Annotated in this window: 15 protein-coding genes and 1 pseudogene; 9 read left to right on the top strand and 7 right to left on the bottom strand. The window is 71.7% G+C overall.

Features of this window, described 5'->3' with window-relative positions:
- Positions 1-18: 18 nt before the first annotated feature.
- Positions 19-1458 (bottom strand): S1 family peptidase, encoded by a 1440-nt coding sequence (locus ABGB01_RS26135; protein ID WP_347776181.1) that lies wholly within the window; start codon positions 1456-1458, stop codon positions 19-21.
- A gap of 84 nt (positions 1459-1542) precedes the next feature.
- Entirely contained in the window at positions 1543-2475 is a 933-nt protein-coding gene (locus tag ABGB01_RS26140) for a LysR family transcriptional regulator (RefSeq protein ID WP_347776182.1), read from the bottom strand.
- A gap of 96 nt (positions 2476-2571) precedes the next feature.
- On the opposite strand from ABGB01_RS26140, the gene ABGB01_RS26145 reads away from it, so the two are divergent.
- The 3 genes and pseudogenes from ABGB01_RS26145 to ABGB01_RS26155 all read left to right on the top strand — a co-directional run bounded on the left by ABGB01_RS26145 (position 2572) and on the right by ABGB01_RS26155 (position 3996).
- Positions 2572-2799, top strand: a complete 228-nt coding sequence (locus tag ABGB01_RS26145) for a DUF6158 family protein (protein WP_347776183.1) — start codon at positions 2572-2574, stop codon at positions 2797-2799.
- 32 nt (positions 2800-2831) lie between these two features.
- Positions 2832-3032 (top strand): hypothetical protein, encoded by a 201-nt coding sequence (locus tag ABGB01_RS26150; RefSeq protein WP_347776184.1) that lies wholly within the window; start codon positions 2832-2834, stop codon positions 3030-3032.
- Between the two features lie 182 nt (positions 3033-3214).
- Positions 3215-3996: pseudogene (locus tag ABGB01_RS26155) on the top strand (putative hydro-lyase).
- On the opposite strand, the gene ABGB01_RS26160 reads toward ABGB01_RS26155, so the two are convergent.
- Genes ABGB01_RS26160 through ABGB01_RS26170 form a run of 3 tightly spaced genes read right to left on the bottom strand, consistent with a single transcriptional unit; the run spans position 3978 to position 5967 of the window.
- Positions 3978-4607 (bottom strand): AAA family ATPase, encoded by a 630-nt coding sequence (locus ABGB01_RS26160; protein WP_347776185.1) that lies wholly within the window; start codon positions 4605-4607, stop codon positions 3978-3980. The pseudogene ABGB01_RS26155 and the gene ABGB01_RS26160 sit on opposite strands and share 19 nt — an antisense overlap.
- Before the next feature lie 9 nt (positions 4608-4616).
- Positions 4617-5012, bottom strand: coding sequence for a PPOX class F420-dependent oxidoreductase (locus ABGB01_RS26165; RefSeq protein WP_347776186.1), 396 nt, complete (start codon positions 5010-5012; stop codon positions 4617-4619).
- 34 nt (positions 5013-5046) lie between these two features.
- The gene (locus tag ABGB01_RS26170) at positions 5047-5967 is read right to left on the bottom strand and encodes an aryldialkylphosphatase (RefSeq protein ID WP_347776187.1); all 921 of its coding nucleotides are present in this window, start codon (positions 5965-5967) and stop codon (positions 5047-5049) included.
- Positions 5968-6114: 147 nt separating this feature from the next.
- Here ABGB01_RS26170 and ABGB01_RS26175 point away from each other — a divergent pair, with 147 nt between their 5' ends.
- Together ABGB01_RS26175 and ABGB01_RS26180 are read left to right on the top strand one after the other, a co-directional pair.
- Positions 6115-6576, top strand: a complete 462-nt coding sequence (locus ABGB01_RS26175) for a TIGR02611 family protein (protein ID WP_347776188.1) — start codon at positions 6115-6117, stop codon at positions 6574-6576.
- Between the two features lie 47 nt (positions 6577-6623).
- Complete coding sequence (locus ABGB01_RS26180; RefSeq protein WP_347776189.1) at positions 6624-7598, top strand: hypothetical protein; 975 nt, start codon at positions 6624-6626, stop codon at positions 7596-7598.
- Here the strand turns inward: ABGB01_RS26180 and ABGB01_RS26185 are convergent.
- A complete protein-coding gene (locus tag ABGB01_RS26185) occupies positions 7593-7913 on the bottom strand; it encodes a co-chaperone GroES (protein WP_181958388.1) in 321 nt (106 codons plus the stop codon). The two genes, ABGB01_RS26180 and ABGB01_RS26185, sit on opposite strands and share 6 nt — an antisense overlap.
- A 101-nt stretch (positions 7914-8014) precedes the next feature.
- Between ABGB01_RS26185 and ABGB01_RS26190 the strand changes: the two genes are divergently transcribed.
- Together ABGB01_RS26190 and ABGB01_RS26195 are read left to right on the top strand one after the other, a co-directional pair.
- Complete coding sequence (locus ABGB01_RS26190) at positions 8015-8578, top strand: DUF1349 domain-containing protein (protein WP_347776190.1); 564 nt, start codon at positions 8015-8017, stop codon at positions 8576-8578.
- A gap of 60 nt (positions 8579-8638) precedes the next feature.
- Entirely contained in the window at positions 8639-9892 is a 1254-nt protein-coding gene (locus ABGB01_RS26195) for an ArgE/DapE family deacylase (RefSeq protein ID WP_347776191.1), read from the top strand.
- 12 nt (positions 9893-9904) lie between these two features.
- Here ABGB01_RS26195 and ABGB01_RS26200 read toward each other — a convergent pair whose 3' ends face one another.
- Positions 9905-10912: an ABC transporter substrate-binding protein gene (locus tag ABGB01_RS26200; protein ID WP_347776192.1), complete on the bottom strand. Its 1008-nt coding sequence runs from the start codon at positions 10910-10912 to the stop codon at positions 9905-9907.
- 87 nt (positions 10913-10999) lie between these two features.
- Here ABGB01_RS26200 and ABGB01_RS26205 point away from each other — a divergent pair, with 87 nt between their 5' ends.
- Both ABGB01_RS26205 and ABGB01_RS26210 read left to right on the top strand, forming a co-directional pair.
- Positions 11000-12073 carry an iron chelate uptake ABC transporter family permease subunit gene (locus ABGB01_RS26205; RefSeq protein WP_347776193.1) on the top strand — a complete coding sequence of 358 codons (1074 nt, stop codon included), beginning with the start codon at positions 11000-11002 and terminating at the stop codon, positions 12071-12073.
- Positions 12070-13077, top strand: coding sequence for an iron chelate uptake ABC transporter family permease subunit (locus ABGB01_RS26210; RefSeq protein WP_347776194.1), 1008 nt, complete (start codon positions 12070-12072; stop codon positions 13075-13077). Before ABGB01_RS26205 ends, ABGB01_RS26210 begins: the two co-directional genes overlap by 4 nt.

Here is a 13077-nt window from a genome sequence, read left to right on the forward strand (position 1 = left end):
GGCCTCAGGGGGTGGTGCTCATGGCCGGTTCAGGCCCAGCGTGTACGCGCCGGACCCGCTGTAGGCGTGCACGCGGTACCGGTAGTAGCCCGCGGTCCCGTTGTAGGTGATGGTCTCGTCGGCGTTCGGGCTGTCGCCTCTGGCCACCACGGTCCAGGAGAAGCCGTTCCACTTCTGCAGGTACACGTCGAAGTCCGTGCCGTCGGGCGCGTCCAGGCAGGCGGCGTGGGTGCCGGAGGTCGTGGCCTGGTAGTAGGAGCCGTTCGGCTGGTACGCGCTCTGGTTCCCGCTCAGCGATCCCGTGTAGGTGTCCTCGTAGCTCTGGCAGCCCTCCGGCGGGTCCGGGTCGCCGCCGGACGTGATCAGGGTGAGGTCGCCCACGGAGAGGAGTTCGCCGAGGGGCTGGAAGTATGTGGTGCCGCCGACGCTGCAGTTGCCGGAGCCGCCGGAGGTCATGCCCTGGGCCTGGTCGCCGGAGATGAACGAGCCGCCCGAGTCGCCGCCTTCGGCGCACACGTTCGTCCGGGTCAGGCCGGACACGGTGCCCTCCGGGTAGTTGACGGTGGCGTTCAGCGCGGTGACGGTGCCGCAGTGCCACTGGGTGGTGGAGCCGGAGCGGCACACGGAGCCTTGGGGCTGGGTGACGGTCGAGCCGCGTACGGGGAGGGTGCCGGCGCTGTAGCCGTTGACCACGCCGGGCGCGGTCCAGTTGGAGTTCGTCGCCACCCAGGCGTAGTCGTTGCCCGGGAACGACGAGATCTGGAAGGTTCCCTGCGCGACCCGGTTGTATCCGGTGGTGGTGACGCCGGTGCCGCCGCAGTGGCCGGCCGTGGTGAAGCCGAGCTGGCTGCCGCGCCTGGCCGCGAAGCCGATCGAGCACCGGTAGCCTTCCGAGGTGTAGTAGGCGTCGCCGCCCCGGATGTCGTAGAACGGGCGCGGGCGTTCGGCGGACCGTTCGAACTTCACGGCTTCCGCGTCCACGCCGCTGGAGGCGATCCATGATCGCGCCGCCGCTTCGTCGCTGGTCTGGACGGCGACCGCGTTGTCCTGGGGCGAGACGGCCCAGCTGTGCACGGTGGCGGGCGGTGCGGCCTGGTCGAGGCTCTCCTTGGCCTTGGTGAGCTGGGCGAACGTACGGGTCACGATGCGCGCTCGCGCGCCCGCGCGGGTTATTTCTGCGGTGTCGGAGGGGTCGACGCTGGCGACGACGAGGGCGCTTTCGGCCCCTTCGTACCAGATGCCGGCGTAGTCGTCGCCGAGCCTCTTGCGCAGGGTGGGCGCTGCGGCGTTGCCGCGGGACTCGTTGGCGAGGCGGTTGATCGCCTGTTCCTTGGTGATGCCGAGGTCACGCTGGATGGCGTCGACCACGCCGGAGGGGGGTTTCGCCGCTGACGCTGGGGTCGCGGTCACGACCAAGGCGCCGATCGCGACGGCGATCAGCGCGGGGGCTCGGAGCATGGGGGTCTCCTTGCTGCTGGGGGTGCCGTAAAGGTAACGGCGAACGCAGAAGCGGAGGAGTACTAATTTGCCCCTATCGCGGGGTTATGGAGCTGTTCCATATCCCGGGTTACGTACAAGCCAGTCGTTGTAGACCGGGCTCTTGCGTACGGCGTCCATGTGGGCCTGTTTCGCCTGCGCCACCACCCAGGCGGCGTCGGGGGCGGTGGGATGGCGGCCGAGGAGCTGCCGCCAGCGCAGCGGCGCGCCGGCCAGCGGCACCATGACCAGGCCCTGGGCGGGCTGGTGGGTGGCCTGGCACAACACCGCGGCGCGGCCGACCTGCGCGAGGTGCGTGCACGTCGGCACGTCCGTCTCATAGATCGTGCCAGGTGTGAATCCGGCCCTGGCGCAGGCCATCGCGAAGCAGTCGGCGAAGCAGCCGTCTCCCGGCGTGACCGCCCACTGCTCCTCGGCGAGGTCGTACAGCTCGACCTCTTTCTCCTTGGCGGCGGGATGGTTCTCGGCCACCAGGCAGAAGACGGGGTCGACGCTGATCGTCTCCCACAGCAGCGAGCCGGTGGGGGTGCCGGAGTCGCCGCAGGCGCCGGTCAGCACGTAGTCGAGGCGGCCGAGCTCGGCCATGCTGGTCAGCTCGTGCGTCGACCAGGAGGTGAACGTGCTGATCGTGCGCTCCGCGGCGAGGCGGTCGACCAGGCCGCCGAGGATGGGGCCGTTGGTGGAGCCGATGCGGAAGCCGGGGGAGGGAGCCTGGGCGAAACGCAGCGCTTCGTCCTGGAGTTCCTTGGCTGCGGGTAGCAGCACGCGCGCCCTGGCGAGCACCAGCTCGCCGAGCCGGGTGGGCCGGGCGCCACGGCGGTCGCGCTCGAACAGGGCGCCGCCGAGCACCCTCTCGATGCGCTTGAGCTGGGCGGTGAGGGCCGGTTGTGCCAGCCCGAGCAGGGACGCGGCCTTGCTCACACTTCCCGCGTCCGCGACCGCGCGGACGATCCTGAGGTGCCTGAGCTCGAGGTCCATAACGGGAAGGTAAGGCGGCGATGTCTTACAAACAATGCCTAAATGTCAGGAAATGTGACAGATATTGTTGCTTGTCTTCTGGGGTAGAGGGAGCCCATGACGACGATGGGAATAGACGCGGGCGAGCTCAGCGACGACGATCTGGTGCGTGAGCTGCGGCAACTGCACGCCACCCGGAGTGAGACGTTCTTCCACGGGTCGGACGACGCTCTCGCGACGCACACGTCGCGGACCGACGAGCTGGAGACCGAGTACCTCCGCCGTTACCCCGAGCGCGAGATCGATCCGATGCGGCTGAGGGAGGGAGCGAGGCAGCGATCATGACAGAAGGACATGATGTCCAGTCCCTGTCGGACATGGACATTCACGTGTACGAGGCCGTGGCCGCCGAGGCGGTGGAGCACGGAGGCGCGGGGCTCGCCTGGCTGGTACGGGCGGCGGGCGTGGACGAGGGCGACGTGCGGGAGAGCCTGACCAGGCTCATCGAGCACGGTTACGTGGTGCCCAGGGGCGACGGGTACGCGCTGGGCCCGCACACCTTCGAGGTCGAATACTGACGAGTCCTGCCCGCACCGGTGGCCCCCCGTCGCCGCCCGCGATGCGGCGACGGAGGGCCGGGAACCGCGTGGTCGAGGAGGTTCACATCTGGCCGTACCGCCACCCGGTACCCCGGAAATCACAACATCACGTGGCGGACGCGGTGATGGACCGGGGTGCGCGGGGGTCATAACGTCAAGAGGTGGACGTCGCCGACCTGAGTCCCGAGCAGGCGCGTGAGCGCTTCCGCTCCGGCGAGCGGGTGCCGACCGCGGGCTGGTGCCGGGGCTGGACGCAGGCCAACCTCATCGCCGTGCCCGAGCGGCTGGGCTACGACCTGCTGCTGTTCGCCCACCTCAACCCGCAGGCGTGCCCGGTCCTCGACGTGGGCGAGCCGGGGGCCTGGTCCACCCGCCTGTTCCCCGGGGACCTGCGTACCGACCTGCCCGGCTACCGGATCTACCGCGACGGCGCGGCGGTCGCCGACCTCGACGACGTGGTGGCCGAGTGGCGCGACGACCTGGTGCCGTTCCTCATCGGCTGCAGCTTCACCTTCGAACGGGCGCTGCTGGCCGCCGGGGTGCCGGTGCGGCACCTGGAGCTGGGGACGAACGTGCCGATGTACGTCACCGGCGTCGCCTGCGAGGCGGTCGGCAGCCTGTCGGGGCCGCTGGTCGTCTCGATGCGTCCGGTGCCGGAGGAGCGGGTGAGGACCGCCGTCGAGGTGAGCGGCCGCTATCCGATGGTGCACGGCGCGCCCGTGCACGTGGGCGACCCCGCGGCGATCGGGATCGGCGACCTGGCCAGCCCTGACTTCGGCGACCCCGTGGAGGTGCGGGCGGGGGAGACGCCGGGTTCTGGGCGTGCGGCGTGACGCCCCAGGCGGCGGTGATGGCCAGCGGGGTCGAGTACGCGATCGGCCACCTGCCGGGGCACATGGCGATCATGGACGCGCGGGACGACGACTATCGGGTCGCCTCGTGATTTCCCTCCGTCCGCCATCGGGTGACCCCGTGGTCTCCGGAACGCGACCCCGCCGGTATCCCCGCCGCCGCGAGCTGCTCCGCGATCGGCGGCGCGCCCCGGCGGTTGTCGATCTCCAGGTGGGGCACGACGGGCGGCTCGTCCACCCGGATGTCGCGCAGGTAGCCGTCGAACGCCGCCAGCTTGCCCGCGTCGCGTACGAACCCCCGGGCCGTGAGGCGCTCGTGCAGCGTCGCGCCGTCGGACCGGACCCACAGCAGCCGCACCGGCGGCCCGCCCAGCTCCGCCACCCACTCCGCCCACCGCGCCGCGTCGTGCACCTGCGTGGTGAACGGGCCGTCGAGCAGCACCGGGCAGCCGTGACCGCGGATCTGCCTGGCGGTCCTGGTGAGGCCGGCGTATTCGAAACGCTTGATGTTCTGGTCGTACCAGGGGCCCTCGCGCTCGCCGTCGGGTCTGCCGTGGCTGCGCAGGACCCGCGCCACGAAGTCGCCGTAGACGGTGTCCTTGTCGAGCAGGGCGGGCACCGGGTCGAGCCGGGCGAGCAGCGCGGCGGCCACCGAGGACTTACCCGCGCCCGGCGGCCCGCTGACCACCCACACCGAAGCCATACGATCAGCCTAGGGGCGCACCGTCCGGCTCTTCCGTGCCCCGTCCACACCCCACGAGATGATCTTGGTGGGGGTGATCCGGATGATCTCTCTCGAGAAGAACGCCACGGGGGGCTCGTGGTCCGTCAGGGCCTCGGCGGTGCCGCGGATCTCGATGCCCCGCGGCACCCAGGGGTCCACCGTGGCCAGGTCGTCCACGACGAACGCGACCGTGCTGCCCGCCTGGATGTTCCTGAACTTTTTCGATGCCCCGAGGGCGTGCCCGCCGATGGTGATGGTGCCGGTGGCGGCGTCGACGAAGAACCCGGTCGGGTTGTTCTGCACCTGCCCGCCGGGCGCGACCGTGGCCAGGCGGCCGATGTGCTGGGTGGATAGGTAGTCGAGTTCCGCTTGCGTGAAGACCATGCACAGCAGTCTGCAACCTTGACATCGGTTGAGGTCAAGTCAGCCCGGAGGTCAGCCAGCGCAGCGGGTTGTCGTGGGTGATCAGGCGGAGGGTGTCCTCGCCGGTGCCCGCGTCGCGCAGGCGCGGCAGCAGGTCGTGGAAGAGGTGGGCGTAGCCGGGACCGCCGTACTTGCGCGTCTGCGCCACCCGGCTCAGCCCGGTGCTGAGGAGGAGGCGGTCCGCGAGTCCGTCCTCGATCAGGCCGAGCGCGACCCTGGCCGCCTGGTCGGGGCCGTGCCGCCGGGCGAGCCCGAGAGTGCTGAGGCTCACGTACGCGCCCGCTTCGGCGATCTTCCTGGCGGCGGCCGGCTCGGCGCCCGCGTACCCGACGGCGACCCGGGAACCCGGCAGGTTCTGGCCGAGCAGGATCTCCAGCACCGACAGGGCGTTCCTGCCGTGCGTGGCGACCGGCAGGCGTGAGCGGAGCGAGGCGCGGGCCGCGGCGACCAGGAATCGTTCCTCTCGGGGGGAGGGTTCGGCGCCCCAGCAGCCGACCTCGCCGATCACGCCGGGGAAGACGCCGGTGCCGTCCACGCCGCTGGAGATCTCCTCCATGAGCAGGCCGGTGAGCGCGTCCACGTCGGCGTCGCCGACGGTCGTGTACGGCTCGGCGAACAGGCCGGTCGAGGCGATCACGGCCACCCGGCTGCCCGCCGCGACCCGGGCCAGGGTGCCGGCGTCGCGGCCCATGCCCAGGCACGTCAGGTCGACCACCAGGGAGAGCCCGCCGGACTGCCGCAGCTCGCGCAGCTCCGCGGTGACGGTGGCCTCCTCGTCGAGCCACCGGTGCGGGTCGGAGTCGATGCCGACCGCCCAGCGCATGTCGGTGCGCAGGTGTTCATGGGGAAGCACGGCGCCCTCGATGGAGGCCGCGCGTACAGGGCCGGTGACAGTACGGAGCAATACGTCGGGCATAGCAGACATTAACCGATATTTGCCGGTAAGAGCCTGCTCTAGCAGGAGATTTTACCCATCTGCGGGTTTGGCGTTTTGTTAGCTGTCTGCAAGTGTGGCTGAGGGCAGCACCGTATCCTGGGGGCACACCGACTGCCGGGGGGAAATGTGACGATTCAGAGCTCCGACACCGGCGACGCCGACGTGATCAAGCGGCGGGCCGCCGGTCGGTCCAGCATGCCCGGTCGGCGCAGGGGCATCCACGGCTGGCTGGACGGCATCCGCTCGACCCGTACGGGCGCGCTGACGCTGAAGATCGTGATCGGCGTGATCGGGACGGTCATGGTGGTCGGCGGGCTGATCATGGTGCCGTTCCCCGGCCCGGGGTGGCTGGTCGTGTTCGCCGGGCTGGCGGTGCTGGCCACGGAGTTCCACTGGGCGCACAAGCTGCTGGAGTTCGGCAAGCGCGTGTTGCACGCCTGGACGGAGTGGTACAAACGGCAGGGCTGGACGGTGCGCATCGTGGTGCTCGCCGTGACCCTGGCCGCAGCCGGGCTGATCGTCTATCTGGGCCTGCGCACGGTCGGCTTCGACGTCATCGGGTTCGCGCTGAGCTACGTACATACCTAGTCGGCATCACGCCGGAAAACCCGCGGATTCGTGCCTATTCTGCGGGCGTGATCGCCACCATCGCCATCGCGTTGTCCCTGACGTTCCCCACCCCCATCGCGGCGTCGCCCACGCCGGCCGCGTCCCCGCCCGCACGGGCCGCCGTAAGGGCAGATCTGGAGCTCCCCGGCACTGGCGGCATGAAATATCGCGAAAAAGCGGGCGATCCCGTACGGCTCAGCGCCTACGGCCTCGGCACCCGGGACACCTATCTGAGATCCGCCACCGGCAACGCCTTCGCCCGGCGGAAGGCCCTCTCCGAGGTGTCGCTCTCGCCCGGCGGACGGCTGGCGGTCGGGGTGCCCAGGGCGTACCGATCGGGCCACGACGCGCTCCTCGTCACCGACCGCACCACCGGCGAGACCACCACGATCCGCACGGTCAAGAGGCCCATGACCGCCTCCTACGCCTCCTGGACCCGCGACGGCAAGAAGGTCGCGCTCACGGTCGAGCAGAAGGTGAGCGGCACGTGGCGGGTGCTCGGCTTCGCGGTCGTGGACGTGGCCGCCAAGACCGCCCGCACGGTCAGGATCGCGGGCCTGAGCGCGAACGCCGGCTTCTGGTGGAGCCCCGACGGCCGGCTCGTGTCCAGGCACGGCACCGGCCTGCGCGTCCATCGGGCGTCCGACGGCGCGGTCATGCGCACGTACGCGGACGCGGGCCCGCCGACCGGCCCCGAGGACGCCTTCTCCCCGTCCGGCGAGCGGCTGGCCACGTGGTGCCCCGAACGTTTCAGGGAGCAGCTCTGCCTGGTCGACCCCGCCACAGGAAAGATCGCCGCACGGGTCGGCGCGGCGCCGCGCGCGGTGTGGGGCTGGTGGGACGACGAGCACGTCATCGCCGTCCTCGCGCACGAGGACGCCTACCGCCTGGCGGTGCTCGACCTCAAGGGCAAGGTCACCCGCGTGCTGGCCAACGTGCCCGCCAGGACGTGGGACGCCGACCTCTGGCTCTCCTTCGTCAGGACGTCGCCGGCGTCATAGATAGAGGCCGGTGCCGTGGTCGGTCTCCTGGGTGGCCACCGCGTGCAGGTCGCGCTCGCGCATCACCAGATAGACCCGCGCGTGCACCTCGACCTCGGACTGGTCCTCCGGATTGAACAGCACCTTGTCGCCGACCTTGACCGAGCGCACGTTCGTGCCGACGCCGCAGACCTCGCCCCAGGCCAGGCGGTTGGCCATCTTGACCGTCGCGGGGATGACGATCCCGGAGCCGCTGCGCCGCTCCCCGGCCTCCTGCTCCATGCTGATCATGACCCGGTCGTGCAGCATCTGAATCTCGAACTTGGGCTCTTCCACAGGCCCAAGTTTACGAGCCACCGGACGCCCGAATTCCAGGTCGGCCGCCGCCCGCCTCGGGGGCGCTTACCGGGACGCCCGGATCGTGGCAGGATCACGTCATGATCACGGCCTTTGGCGAGACCGGCTGGCAATGGCTCAACCCTCCCCGCGAATGGACCGCCGACGACGGCTTGAGCCTCTTCTGCGAACCCGCCACCGACATGTGGCGCCGGACCCACTACGGCTATACCTACGACAGCGCCCACATGTTCGGCCGCACCCTGCCCGGCGACCTGCTGCTCTCCGTCACGTTCACCGGTGACTACGCCGAGCAGTACGACCAGGCGGGCGCCGTGCTGCGGATCGACGAGCAGCACTGGATCAAGGCCGGCGTGGAATACGTCGACGGCGGCTTCCACCTCAGCACGGTCGTGACCAGGGAGTTCTCCGACTGGTCGGTGCTCCCGCTCGGACGCGCGGCGCAGTGGGTGACGTTCACGCTCGAGCGCGCCGGCGACGCGGTCACCGTGCGCTACGGCCTCGACGGCGACCCGCCGGAGACCATGCTCCGCCTGGCCCACTTCCCGCCCGGCCGGCCCGCGATGGCCGGCGCCATGGCAGCCGCCCCCGCCGGCAAGGGCTTCGCGGTGCGCTTCAGCGACGTGCGGGCCGAGGGCTGCTGAACGCCGCCCACGAAAGAACACCCCGAACGAGACAACGCGGGCGGCATGCGACAATGCAGCGTGCACGACGTAGAAGCCCGCGTACTCGACGCCATCGACACGGCGGAGACGGTCAACCTGCTGGCGGAAGCCGTCAGGGTCCCCAGCGTCACCGGCACCGACGCCGAGTCCGACCTGCAGCACCACTACGCCCGCCTGCTCGCCGACCTGGGCATGGACGTGGACGTGTGGAAGCTGGACCTCGCCGAGCTCGGCGACCGCCCCGGTTTCCCCGGCACCGAGGCCCCGCGAACCGAGGGGTACGGCGTCGTGGCCGTGACCGAGGGGGAGGGCGCCCCCGCGCTGGCGCTCCAAGGCCACGTCGACGTGGTCCCCACCGGCGATCTGGCCAAGTGGGAGGGCAGCGACCCGTTCGCCGCCAGGATCAGCGGCGACGTGCTGCACGGCAGGGGCGCGTGCGACATGAAGGCCGGGCTCGTCGCCAACCTGGCCGTGGCCAGGGCGATCCGCCGGGCCGGGATCCGGCTCGTCAGGCCGCTGGCCGTGCACTGCGTGATCAGCGAGGAGGACGGCGGGCTGGGCGCGTTCGCCACCCTGGCCAGGGGGCACACGGCCGAGGCCGCGGTCATCAGCGAGCCCACCAGCGGCGCGGTCATCACCGCCAACGCGGGCGCGCTGACGTTCCGGCTGGAGATCGCCGGGCTGGCCGCCCACGGCGCCACCCGTCAGGAGGGCGTCAACGCGGTCGAGGTGTTCTGGCCGGTGTTCGAGGCGATCAGGCGGCTGGAGGCGGCGCGCAACAGCGACGTGCCCGAGGTGTTCCGCGGCACCGCACTGCCGTATCCGATCGAGATCGGCACCGTGCGCGCAGGAGACTGGGCCAGCACCGTGCCCGACCTGCTGGTCGCGGAGGGGCGGCTCGGGGTGCGGCTGGACGAGGACCCGGCCGCGGCGCGGGCGGCGTTCGAGGAGGCGGTCGCACAGGTCGCGCACCCCTGGTTGCGGGCCAACCCGCCGGTGGTGACGTGGCCGGGCGGGCAGTTCGCCAGCGGCCGGCTGCCCGCGGGGCACGAGCTGCTCGGCGAGGTGAGCCGGGCGGTCGCCGACACGACGGGCGCCCTGCCGGTGGAGTCGGCGGCGCCGTACGGCAGTGACCTGCGTCTGTACACGGCGGGCGGCATCCCGACCCTGCACTACGGCCCCGGAGACGTGCGGTTCGCGCACGCCCCCAGGGAGCAGGTCGCGCTGAGCGAGCTGCTGGACGTCACGCGCGCGCTGGCCCTGCTCGTGGTGCGCCGTTGCGGAGCGCGCTGACCCCCGGCTGGGCTAGCCGAGCGGCCGGGCCTTCTTCAGGTTGGCCACCAGCTCCTCGAGGAACGCCGCATAGCCCTGGTAGCTGAAGGGCACCTCCGCGCGCCACGGGTAGAACTGGCCGGCCTCGACCGCGGGCAGCTTGGCGAAGGTGGGCTTCTTCAGCATCTCCTCCGGCTTGAGCGACTGGGTGCGCGTGTCGTAGAGGATCACGTCGGCGTCGTAGGTGTCGGCGTTCTCCCAGCTCAACGTCTGGAAGAAGCCGCCCTCGTCCACCTTCGACGGCGTGACGACGTCGAGCCCGGCCGCGGTGAGGTGCACGATGTCCGGATATTCGGGCGGGTTGACCACCCACATCTGGTCGGGGCCGCCGGACATCATGAGGATCTTGAGGTCCTTGAACCGCGCGAGCTCCTCGGTGGCGGCCTCCATGCGGGCCTTGGCCTCGGGCACGCCCGACATGTCGGCGCCCAGCGACGTGGCCAGCTCCTCGTATGTGCCGATCACCTCGGTGGCGCTCCTGCCGGTGAGCATGATGCCCGCGGTCGGGGCGACCTGCTCGATGGTGTCCTTGGACTTCTCGGGCACGTACCAGAGGGTGTCCTTGACGTACATGCTGCTGACCAGGAGTTCTGGCTGGAGGGAGATGTACTTCTCGACGTTGAACTCGTCCCACACGTTGCCCAGGCCCTCGACCTTGGTGATGTCGACGTTGCCGACCTGCGGGTCCTTGGCGCCGTCCTTGAGCTTGTGCGGGCCGAAGACGGCGATGGGGCGCACGCCGAAGTCCCACAGGGCCGCGGCCGAGCCCACCTGGGCGACGATCCTGGCAGGCGGCCGGGCCAGCTCCAGCTTCTTGCCGCGGTCGTCGGTGAACGACCAGCCCTGGCCGGCCGGCGCGGAGGAGCCCGCCGCGGTGGGCGCCGTCTCGGTGCCGCCTCCGCACGCCGCGAGTGTCAGGGCCGCCGCGAGTCCTGCCGTGGCCGACAGGAAACCCCTGCGCGGCAGTACGGGTCCCGACATCTGCATCTCCTCAGTGGTTAGGCTTGCCTTGTTTACAGGCCATTAGATTAGCCTTGCCTAAGTTTGACCGCTACGAGAGGGGGCCGGGTGCGTCCGGCTGAGGACACGGCCGTACCGGTCGCAGGGGCCGGCGGGGACGCGAGCGCCGCCCGCGACCGCAAGGGGCGGCCCGCGATCCTGGCCGCCGGGCTGGTCGTCGCGGTGGGGGTGCTCGCACTGACGGCGATGGCCGGCGTGGCGCTGGGCGCGCGCGGCGTGTCGTTCGGCACGGTGATCGACGCCTTCCTGGCCCCTGACGGCTCCAACGACCACACGGTCATCCGCGAGCTGCGCGTCCCGCGCACGCTGCTCGGCATCGGCGTGGGCGCCACCCTGGGGCTGGCGGGCGCGCTCATGCAGAGCCTGACCCGCAACCCGCTCGCCGACCCCGGGCTGCTGGGCATCAACGAGGGCGCCGCGCTCGGCGTCACGCTGGCGCTCGGCCTGTTCGGGCTCTCCGACCCCGCCGTCTACGTGTGGTTCGCGTTCGGCGGGGCGGCGCTGGCCTCCGCCGCCGTCTACGCCCTCGCCTCCTCCGGCCGCTCGGGCTCCAGCCCGGTACGCCTGACGCTCGCGGGCGTCGCGTTCGGCATGGTCTGCACGGCGATCGCCTCGGCCATCCTGCGCATGGACTCCCAGACCTTCGACCGCATGCGGTTCTGGCTGACCGGCTCGCTGGCCGGGCAGACGGCCGACACGCTCGCGCGGCTGGCGCCGTTCATGGCCGCCGGCCTGGTGCTCGGCCTGATGCTGGCCCGGCCGCTCAACACGCTCGCCCTCGGCGACGACGCGGGCAGGGCGCTCGGCGTCGCCGTCAACCGCACCAGGATCCTCACCGGGGTCGCCGTCACGCTGCTGTGCGGCGCGGCCACCGCCGCCGCGGGGCCGCTGTGGTTCGTCGGGCTGATCGTGCCGCACGCCGTGCGCGCGGTGGTGGGGCCCGACCAGCGGTGGGTGCTGCCGTACTCGGCGCTGGCCGCGCCGGTGCTGCTGCTGGCGGCCGACGTGGCGGGCCGGCTCATCGCGCGGCCAGGAGAGGTGCAGGTGGGCATCGTGTGGGCGGTGATCGGCGCGCCGATCTTCATCATGCTGGCCAGGCGGAGGCGGGTGGCGGCGCTGTGACCATCCGCGTCGGATCCTGGTCCGTACGGCTCGCGCCCCGCGCCCTGCTCGTCGGCGCCGCGCTGGTCGTGCTCGCCTGCGCCGTGAGCGTGGCGGCCCTGGCGACGGGCGAGTACACGGTGCCCGTGCCGGACATCGTCACCGCGGTCTTAGGCCAGGGCACGCCGGTCGCCGAGCTGATCGTCGGCAAGCTCCGCGCCCCGCGGGTGGTGACGGGGCTGCTGGTAGGGGCGGCGTTCGGGCTGAGCGGCGCGATCTTCCAGAGCCTCACCAGGAACCCGCTGGGCAGCCCCGACTTCATCGGCTTCACGGCCGGGGCGTCGACCGGCGGCATCATCGCGGTGGTCGCCGGCGGCTCGGCCATGACGATCGCCGGCGGCGCCCTGGCGGGGTGCGTGGTCACCGCCGTGCTGGTGTACGCGCTGGCCTACCGGGGCGGCGTGCAGGGCTACCGGCTGGTGCTGGTCGGCATCGGGGCGAACGCGTTGCTGCTCGCGGTCAACTCCTACCTGCTGACCCGGGCGAACATCAACGACGCCGCCACCGCGGGCGCCTGGCTGACGGGCAGCCTGAGCGGGCGCGGCTGGGACCACGCGGGGCCCGTGGCGCTGGCGCTGGCCGTGCTGCTGCCCGTGAGCGCGTACGTGTCGCGGCCCATGCGGATGATCGAGATGGGTGACGACGCGGCCAGGGCCATGGGCATCAGGGTCGAGGCCGTGCGCGCGGTGGCCATCGCGGTCGGGGTGCTGCTGTCCGGGGTGGCCACGGCCGCCGCCGGGCCCGTCATCTTCGTCGCGCTGGCCGCGCCGCAGCTCGCCCGGCGGCTCACCCGCTCGCCGGGCGTGACGATGGGCGCCTCGGCGCTGACCGGCGCCGTCCTGCTCACCGCCGCCGACCTGGCCGCGCAGCGGCTGCTGGCCCCCACGCAGCTGCCCGTCGGCGTGCTGACCGCCGCCATCGGCGGCACCTACCTCGTCCTGCTCCTGCGAAAGGACCGCCACTGA

Source organism: Nonomuraea sp. B5E05, from assembly GCF_039880665.1.
GTDB lineage: Bacteria > Actinomycetota > Actinomycetes > Streptosporangiales > Streptosporangiaceae > Nonomuraea.

Coding starts and splice junctions, on each gene's coding strand:
- ABGB01_RS26135 (WP_347776181.1), bottom strand. CDS start 1,458: ATGCTCCGAGCCCCCGCGCTGATCGCCGTCGCGATCGGCGCCTTGGTC.
- ABGB01_RS26140 (WP_347776182.1), bottom strand. CDS start 2,475: ATGGACCTCGAGCTCAGGCACCTCAGGATCGTCCGCGCGGTCGCGGAC.
- ABGB01_RS26145 (WP_347776183.1), top strand. CDS start 2,572: ATGACGACGATGGGAATAGACGCGGGCGAGCTCAGCGACGACGATCTG.
- ABGB01_RS26150 (WP_347776184.1), top strand. CDS start 2,832: ATGGACATTCACGTGTACGAGGCCGTGGCCGCCGAGGCGGTGGAGCAC.
- ABGB01_RS26160 (WP_347776185.1), bottom strand. CDS start 4,607: ATGGCTTCGGTGTGGGTGGTCAGCGGGCCGCCGGGCGCGGGTAAGTCC.
- ABGB01_RS26165 (WP_347776186.1), bottom strand. CDS start 5,012: ATGGTCTTCACGCAAGCGGAACTCGACTACCTATCCACCCAGCACATC.
- ABGB01_RS26170 (WP_347776187.1), bottom strand. CDS start 5,967: ATGCCCGACGTATTGCTCCGTACTGTCACCGGCCCTGTACGCGCGGCC.
- ABGB01_RS26190 (WP_347776190.1), top strand. CDS start 8,015: ATGATCACGGCCTTTGGCGAGACCGGCTGGCAATGGCTCAACCCTCCC.
- ABGB01_RS26200 (WP_347776192.1), bottom strand. CDS start 10,912: ATGTCGGGACCCGTACTGCCGCGCAGGGGTTTCCTGTCGGCCACGGCA.